This window comes from Streptomyces sp. NPDC088354, assembly GCF_044753585.1.
GTDB lineage: Bacteria > Actinomycetota > Actinomycetes > Streptomycetales > Streptomycetaceae > Actinacidiphila.
On record NZ_JBIVNJ010000094.1, the window covers coordinates 1 to 8,757 of the forward strand.

General features: G+C 57.0%; 4 protein-coding genes and 1 pseudogene. 1 reads left to right on the forward strand and 4 read right to left on the reverse strand.

Going from position 1 to position 8,757, the window contains the following annotated elements; translation table 11 throughout:
• The coding region (locus ACIP98_RS41360) for an ISAs1 family transposase (RefSeq protein ID WP_401981917.1) at positions 1-679 on the forward strand (679 nt) is incomplete at its 5' end.
• Positions 680-740: 61 nt separating this feature from the next.
• On the opposite strand, the pseudogene ACIP98_RS41365 reads toward ACIP98_RS41360, so the two are convergent.
• From ACIP98_RS41365 to ACIP98_RS41380, 4 genes and pseudogenes are all read right to left on the reverse strand, one after another.
• A pseudogene (locus tag ACIP98_RS41365) lies at positions 741-839 on the reverse strand (IS5/IS1182 family transposase); the annotation flags it as partial.
• An 88-nt stretch (positions 840-927) separates the two neighbouring features.
• The gene (locus ACIP98_RS41370; protein ID WP_401981920.1) at positions 928-2,934 is read right to left on the reverse strand and encodes an ABC transporter ATP-binding protein; all 2,007 of its coding nucleotides are present in this window, start codon (positions 2,932-2,934) and stop codon (positions 928-930) included.
• Positions 2,935-3,102: 168 nt separating this feature from the next.
• Positions 3,103-4,503 (reverse strand): lanthionine synthetase C family protein, encoded by a 1,401-nt coding sequence (locus ACIP98_RS41375; protein WP_401981923.1) that lies wholly within the window; start codon positions 4,501-4,503, stop codon positions 3,103-3,105.
• On the reverse strand, positions 4,500-7,559 hold the full coding sequence (locus ACIP98_RS41380; RefSeq protein WP_401981926.1) for a lantibiotic dehydratase: 3,060 nt from the start codon (positions 7,557-7,559) through the stop codon (positions 4,500-4,502). The genes ACIP98_RS41375 and ACIP98_RS41380 overlap by 4 nt, the downstream gene beginning before the upstream one ends.
• Positions 7,560-8,757: the final 1,198 nt, after the last annotated feature.

The following is an 8,757-nucleotide window of genomic DNA, read 5'->3' on the forward strand; positions in this document are numbered from 1 at the left end:
CTGGCGGGGGCGACCTCTTTGCTGGCAGTCGGTGAGTGGATCGCCGACGCCCCGCCGCACATCCTGGAACGCCTCGGCATACGCCTCGACCCACTTCGACGCCCTGCACTCCCAGACCGCGCACGCGCGTTTCCTGGTCGAAGACAAGAATGCCCACTACATCGCCGTGATCAAAGCGAACCAGCCGCTGCTGCACCAGCGCCTCAAACGCCTGCCCTGGCGGGACGTGCCACTGCTGGGCAAGACCCGCGCCACCGCGCACGGCCGAGATGAGATCCGCCGGGCCAAGACCGCCACCGTGGCCGACCTGGGCTTCCCCCACGCCGGGCAGGCCGTGCAGATCGTGCGGCGCCGCCGCACCGTCGCCACTGGCAAGGTCACCCTCGAACGCGTCTACGCCGTCACAAACCTCACGGCCGATCAGGCAGAGGCCGCCGAAATCGCGCACCGCGTGCGCCGGCACTGGGCCATCGAGAACCAGCTCCACCACGTGCGTGACACCGCCTGGACCGAGGACGCCTCCCGCGTACATACCGGCTCCGCGCCTCGGGCCATGGCCGGCCTGCGCAACCTCGCCATCGGAGCCCTCCGCCTCACCGGACACACCGGCATCGCTTCTGCCCTCTGCCACCACGGGCGCAACGCCACCCGCCCCCTGGCCACCTTCGGCATCACGTGATCAAACCGGAGAGATCGCTTGAACGACGCCGCCCTGGCGACCGGGGTACCTCTCTGATCGCCCCTCCGCCCTGCGGCCGCACTCGCGACGGCGGGATCAGCGGCTCCGTGATCTCCCACAGTCCATCCGGAACAATCCAACTCCCCGTACCTCGCCCCACGAACGGCCCAACGACCGCCTCACCACATAGGACACGGTCTAAACGCGGAACGGCTCACTCACGTGGATGACGATGACGTCAAGCCGCGTCACGAGCTTGCCGGCGAACCACTTTGCCCCACATAGACAGATCGGTAGCCTTCCGCCTGCAGAGCAAACATTTTGGCATATGCGCCTCCGAGAGCAATTAGCACCTCGTGGGAACCAGACTCGACTATGCGCCCTCCATCGAATACGTAGATGGTGTCACAATCGACAACGCTAGCCAGCCTATGGGAAATCAAGACGGTAATTTGATCTTCGCGCAAACGTCCACGAAGGACTGCCTCGTAGACGTCATGCTCCGAGGGGGGGTCCATACTAGCGGTCGGTTCGTCGAGGAGCAGCAGGGGTGCATTCTTGTACAGCCCACGTGCAACCGCTAGCTTTGCCCATTGCCCTCCCGACAATTGCTGACCGCCCTTAAAGCGTTTGGACAGCAACGTCTCCCACTTATACGGCAAGGAGGCAATTACATCGTCAGCTTTGGAGGCGTGGACTGCGGCCAAGGCACGCTCTTGGTCTACTTGCGTAAGCGTTCCGGTCGCGGCAACGACATTTGACAAGGCGCTGAACGGAAAGCGCATCGGCTCCTGAAATACGCAGGCTACCTGACGATACAATGAAGAGGATTCCATATCGCGGACGTTGACTCCGTCCCAGCGAACGCTTCCTCGCTGAGGCTCGTACAGTCCCGCCAACAATTTGGCACAGGTTGACTTTCCAGATCCATTAAGACCAACGAAAGCAACCCTCTGCCCCGCCAGCAAAGATATGGAAATCCCCTCTAGGGCTGAAATTTCCTTTCCTGGGTAAGTGAAGGACACATCCTCCATTACGATACTGTGTACCTTTGAAGGTGCCTTTTGCCCCGCTTGAATGGGCAACCGTCGCCTGCTGCGCTCTTGGATCGACAGGAGATCCGACACCCATAGCGCATGCTCGTAGACCACATGCGCCACCCCGACAAGTCGAGTTAGTGAAACCTGCCCAGACTGGATGGCGAGGACTGCGCCGGCGCCGGCCGACAGAGGCAACCACCCAGCAATTAGCATGCAGGCCAATGCAGCATAGATGATGCCTGTACCAAGACCGCCGAGCGCTCGTCCTGTCAAATTGACCAACGCCTCGCGCACTCCAAGCCGGATGTCCTCATTGGCAATATCATGCGTTAGCCGTCCATGCTCTTCCAGTAGTGCTCCTTGCACCGTGTTCGAACGCAATTCTGCGGCCGCATCAACGTCAAGTAGAAGCCATGAAAAAACTCGCACTCGCCGCTGCAGAGCATTCCAGCGCTTGACAGAAGTGAATCGAGACCGCGCATTGTAGACAGCCGAAGCACCCACTGGCAGAGCCGAAAGAAGAAGCAATGGCAGTAGTGCTGGATGTAGAGCACTGAGCACGCCGGAAGTTCCGACAAGCGCAAGCGCGGCAGAAACAAGCGAGACCACCTGACCCACTATCTGCTGCGCATAATTCAGCCCGCGTGAATTTGCGCGATGAACTTCGTCGTGCCAATCGGCATCCTCTACTGCCTCGAGTCGCACATTTGCCGTCAAGTAGAGGAAATCAGATTCCAGGGCAGTGCGAATTTTCGGCATGATGCGCGCCTGGGCGATCGAGACGAAAGTCTCCAACACGGCCCGGGCAGTGAACAAACCGACTACATAAATCAGCTGTGGCAAGGCCGACCGCACGGCTTCAGGGGAAGGTCCCTGAGTGAAGAGTTGCTGAAGAACCGCAACTCCGACAATGAACGTAAAAGCGTTCATTGCGGCTGCAAGTATTTGGCATACGACGATGCAGAAGGTTGAACGACGATCCGCCCGCCAGGCGAGTCGACCAACCAATGCGGTTATACGAGGCAACCCGACAAGCACCTGCCTAACAGATGCCTTGGCTGCGGCACCGTCGTGAACCGACCAGTACGCCTCCTGTACTTCGTCGGCTAGATCGTCTCCCTGAGGCCCAGCAGTCACGGTGGCGGGCGGTGGAGGCAGAGGATGCGGAAGCGAAGAATGGGAAATTCCGGTTGCCGTATATTCGATTTCGGACACGTTGAAATTCCTACGATGAGAGGCTTCAGATGACCAGAGTGCGAGGGTCCGTAGTGTGGCCGCTACATCTCGCGATATTGAGTTACGGTAAACGAACTCGTAGTCACCTGAAAAAGATTGGGTTTGCATCACGGACTACCTTTGACGCCCAGTAAGTGAGCGGGCTACTCACGCAAGCAAGAGGGCCGAGTTCCAACTATTTTTGGAACTGCTGCCCCGGAGGTAGGAGTGAATCGCCAGGGCTGTTCCTGCTGCCCCTTCTGAGAACCCGGCCCGATTCTGTGCGAATTGGCTTGAACCAGGAAGAGAGAACCCGAATGGCGCCTCAGGGCGATATTGCTGAACAATCTCGCCGGCCATCTGATGCAATCGATTCTCGAAATATGGATCGCGGGTGTCATCAACCATGAGTTGAGTGGAGTGCAGCAACCCTGCCCGCCCGTGGCACAGTCCCGTATCATCTAGGGGTGTGTCATTTACGGACTCGTCGCGGATCAGTGCTGCACGGAATGCGGACATACCCAATCTTGTGTACTGGGACGAGTCAAAAGCTTTTCCAGCCAAGTACAGTGTCCGAGCAATCCCTGGCGATCCCCAGCACCAGCTGTGCAGAGGAGTGGGTACGCGTTCAAGACGTTGCTTGATTTGCTCCGATAGAGTAATTGAAGCGGGCCAATATGGTCCGGCAGAGTCATCCTGCTGCCAAGAAACTAGCCAATCGGCCATTCGAGTCGCAGCTTCTGCGATTCCTTGTACGACAACGCCGCCAAGCTGTGCGATAGAAAGCAGTGCCAGAGGTCCCGCGACTCCGTGAGCCATACCAAACGCAAGATGCCCCTCACAGTTCTCGGGCGCGTGGATACCTGGCGCTCCGTTTACTGCCCAGCCGGGCACATAGCTATCTTCGATCTGGATCACAGAACTGAATCGAACAAAATATTGCAAGATTTCTTCAAGCTGTGCACGATGTCGGGGCGTTCGGGACAGGAGATAGCGTCCAAGCCCCGAAAGACCGCTGATTATATCGAAGCGACTGCTTGCTGTGGCCAATGACCCGGTTTTGAGCCGTTCTGCCTCTGATAGAAGTAGCATTTTAGATCTGGCTACCACGTAATTGTCCAACTGTTTCAGCAAGTTCGCGTAATCATTCTCATCCTGCACTGCGGAATGAACAGCAAAGGCTAGCGCCGCAGGTCCGATGTGCAATCCACTCCGGACTTTTCTGTGATCTGAAAGGAAAGGAGCAGAAGCACTTATGTAAGTGTGGGCGTGTTCACGGGACGCGGGGTTGTTGAGGCCGAGCTCCGCGTGCAGCACAGCAATTCCTGGGAAGCCTTCAGCAAGAGAAAGCGGCTCCCAAGGAGAGTGAGGTGGAATACCATCGAGCTTGTCGGTGTTATCTGGGGAAGTCGCAATATACGCAACCTGTTTGGGTTCTCGCAGCCGCTCTGCGACTTCGGTAACGATCTCGAGCATTGCCGGAATTTCGTTATGTGCAACTGACGTAGACAGCGATTTATCGGCGAAGGTATTTGACGCACTGTTCGATCCGGTAGTGGCGTCTGTCACTCGCTGAATCGCTTTCTATTGCGGGCTGCTTGGGCAACGCCGCTGGCTACGGCGACACTGTAATTTTCGACCACGCTGTCAATCCCGATCAGACGGTTGTGGTGCATGTGAAGAAGTGCAGACTTGACCACACTTATTGGTGGTGATTCTAGCCCCTGGGTGCCGGCACTCTCCAGTTTGTCCCGATATTGAACGAGTGCCGCGGCACGACCAGGCCAGGATTTCATGATTTCCTCCCCGCCTGAAATGCCGCGCAACGCAATCCAGTCATTTTCGGGATCTGCCAGCCGCATGGCATCGCGACGGTACTTCCGAAATACGCCACGGTCCTCCTCGGTGAGAGACTTATTGAGGAGCCAGGCTGAGTTGTTTGCAACCTGCTGACCACCTGTCTCTAGGTGGTGCATAATATCAGTGAAGTTGAGTGCCGCTAGGAGCACCGAATCGATATCGGTCAGCGTCGTCCGCAACCGCAACTGCTCGATTACTGATTCACTGTCTTTTTGGAATACCCTCTCTGCCAGAACAAGCGCATCGCGACCACCGTACCGCTCGATTTCGGGATCGTAGACGTCCAGCACCAAATGGCTCGCAAGTGCTTGCGCCCGCAGCTTTGCCGCCCACGTACCCAAACGAGGGATGATCTCATTAGCTTCGGATGGTGACCTCACGTTAAAACGAAGCCGTAGATGGGGGGCCGGATCTCTGTAGCGAACGAAAAACCAACGATCGATCGCAGGACCCAATTCCTTCAAGAACTGCGGAAGGTGATCGGTGAGAATCTCATTCTGCTGTTCGGAGGAACCATACAGCTTACCGTATACCCACTCACTACCAAGCGGATACGGTCCATCGCATGATGCGGGCCGAGGTAGCAACGCCTGCCTTCCGACGTTGCTACTCCTTGCTGAGTTAGAAACGGGAGTCAATGACAGCGGGAAAACAATTTCGTTGTGTCGTGGTCCGTCCGAACCCATCAGCCAACTTGAATCCGATCCGTGACCAGGAATCTCGCAGATTTCGATCGTCTCATTTTTCCGGATCTGCTGGCGGAACATGCGAGCATGTTGAGCGTTTGTGAGGTTGAGGTGCAGACGTTGGTCATTTTTCGTGATTGCGACCGTGTCTGGCACATGCCAAATCATCCTCCATTTTTCGAGCATTGCGTGCCACTCATGATCCGTCAGCTTGTCATCCGTAAAGAATGAGGCCGTGCCACGCCATCGAGCAGGAGACAGAATCGCGCGACCGTAGCGCACTCGAGGGAGATAGGGCATTGCAGCAAGTGCGCCCCAATTCCATGGCTCCCAGGAACGACGGCCCGTAAGGTACATGTCCCGGAGGAATCGAGCAATTGGAGGTACGTTCGAGCGAGCGTTCAGCATGTTAAAAACTACAGGAACGATCTCGCGCCTGTGACTGATACTGATGAGAACAAGTCGTTCTGGCGTCGCGGTGACCGCCAGATCATCGAGCGGAATAACAGCAGGATCGGTACGGTCTTCGAATGAGCCGATCATAATTCGATGGTCAAGCCATTGAGGACTTTGGGTCAGATTATGCCCCCGAGCGGACGAACCATGAAAGCACAGCTGAGCTTGCAGCGGGCCCTGCGTATCGGAGCCTGCGGTCGTGAAGGGGACTTCCATGTCAGAAGAAAGCAGGTGGCCGAAGCGTCCAAACATGGCGCCGGCGAGCCTGGACCCACTCGCTGGCGAAAGCCAAAGACGAAATTCTCCAGCGTCTACAGCGTCTATCGATGGAGCAATCAAGCTTCCGCATATCTCCATGGATGCTGCCGGAGGTAGCTTCGAAACCGAAGCGACCTTATCGATTATGTCGTCGTCCAGTACGATCTCGTCCGCCATGTCCGCAACGCATCGCATTAGCAACTCTGCGAGAACCGCATCGCGCTGTGGGCTGCTTACCGGCGGTCGGGGTTCTCTTGAGCTTCTGTATTCCTTGGGCGCCCCCAAGCCAATGTTAGGATCGAGCAGTTCCCTCAGACCTATAGAGCGCCGAAGTCCGTAACGTTCAATAAATTTCGTGTGATACTCCTGCAATGGAGTCACATGTTCCTCTAGCGACAACTTCCACAAGGCTCGTGCTGCGCGCTCGGCTTCCTTAGAAACAGATTTAGCTAGCACGATTTTCGTGTCGAGCGCGAGATCTACTTGCACCAGTGCGTCCGTGTCGTACAGGGACCGCATCTGTTCGGTAACCGATTTCCATGCCGTCTCGCCTTGCCCTATTGGCTGAGAAGAATAGGCACGCAGCCCTTGCTGAATTGACAACATCGCTTCAAGATCGGAAAAGTCGGGAACTGTTCGTAGCCGACCTATAACGTCTCCAAGTGGGTCGGGTGAAAATGGAGAAGGTCGAAGATCGACCAATAGTATGCCGACTTCAATAAGTTGAGTGACCAGGGATTCAACCACTTCGCGCTGAGCGTGTGGGAATTTTTCCATTAGCTGGTCACGTAGCCGCAAGCCACTGACAGGGTTTCTCGCACTCTGTATCGCAAAACGTACTGGTGCTGTATTTCGTACGGTCTTTTCCCTGCCTTGCAGAGACCTTTCCAGAATGCCTTCTGTATCAGGGACATAAGGCATTACCAGGCGGTCCCCCCGGGCGTAGTGCAGATCGTTGACAGTGACCTGCATCCGCTTCCAGATATTCGGTTGGCGTTCCCAACGCGCGAGCAGAGGAATCAGCCAAGACATGTCAGGGCGAACTGCCTTGCGGTCCTTTTGGCCAAATTCAACTATGGTGGCTTCGCCAAGATTGGCTGCTGTCACTCCGGCCATCAGGCCGAATGGTGTGGGGCGGGTCGACATGCGGATGAGGTATCTACTCACCGCGTCCGAAATTTTGCGTAGCCGTGCGTCGCTCACGGCTTCCCCGGCTGCTATTCGATCAACTGCGCTTGCTAGAGAAGGACTGGAAACCTCAAGAGCTTCGCGAATTCGAGAATCGATAGCAGCAAATCGGATGGTTTCCCGTTGCTCCACAAGGTCGCGAAAACGTGCGTCCCCTTGAGCCTTGCGCGAAGCCATTTCTGCTACTTGCGCGGGGAGCGTGGGTAGCCTCACGAGAGCCACAGGCTCGCATGTATAAGCCATCTCCGCATTCTCCACGCTTTGCATTGCCAACCCTCTACGGTTCATTGAGCGGGCCGTGTCACCCGAATCCATGGGTGACACGGCCCGTTAATTTGCTAGATTACTTGCCCGGGATCTGGACGCAGCGCTCGAAGACCGAGGTGGGGACAACCTCTTCGATCTCAACGTCATCCGAAGCCGCACAAACAACCTGAATGTCGAGGTCGAACTCGCTCATTTCAATCCAATCTCTGTATGGAATTTCTGAATTTGGTTGGCATCGGGTGCCTGCCAGTCCGTCTCGTGGCGAATGCTGTGTACGTTAAGTTTCTTTGGGATTCTTAACGATTCGTTCCCACGAGACACTGCATAGGTTAGCGCAGGTGCGTCGATCACTTGCGCGACCTCGTTGCATGCACTAACAAACACAACGTCGAAGGATGCTACCCGTTGCTGGATCGATGCAAATAGAATTTACGTGCCAGATTGGCATTGAGCCTGTTCAGCGGGGCCACCGATCGGGTGACGGTCAGATGGTCGGCGACCCGTGCAGAACGGACGAGGATCCCCGGCTGAGCGAGATGTCTGACGTCTCAACTCTTCAGCCGGGGAGCTGACGCTCGGAGGGGGGCTTGTTGGTGTACGGGCTGACGGCTGACCTGGTGTGTTGCTGTTTGGCTGAGAAGCCGTTTCTCTATCGATCATGGTGAGCATCGGTTCGAGTGTGGTGACTCGGTCGGGTGGTCTTCCGCATGTCCGGGCATGGGGGTAGGGCCTCCTGCACAGCTCATGGGTGTCGAATCCAAGTGAGCAACAGGAGGCCCTGTGCCGCAGTCTTGCGTTCCGGTAGCGGCAGAGTCTAACTCGCTTCCTCTGTCGTGTGACTGTCTCGCGCACCGGTTCGGGAACGCCGCGGATCGCCCGTACAGGAGGCCGAAGTATCCCTCCGACATGGCGGACGCGGAGTGGGCGGCGGTGCGCGAGCTGTTGCCGGTGCCGGGGTGGATGGAGGGCCGGGGCGGCCGGCCGGAGGGCTACTGCCATCGGCAGATGCTCGACCAATGCCACGAAGTTAAGCGCCCAGCTGCGGTGTCAAGGCATCTGGGAGAGTGATCTTGTAGGTGTTCGGCGCGGTGCGGATGAGTCGGCCGTT

Coding starts and splice junctions, on each gene's coding strand:
- ACIP98_RS41380 (WP_401981926.1), bottom strand. CDS start 7,559: ATGGCTTCGCGCAAGGCTCAAGGGGACGCACGTTTTCGCGACCTTGTG.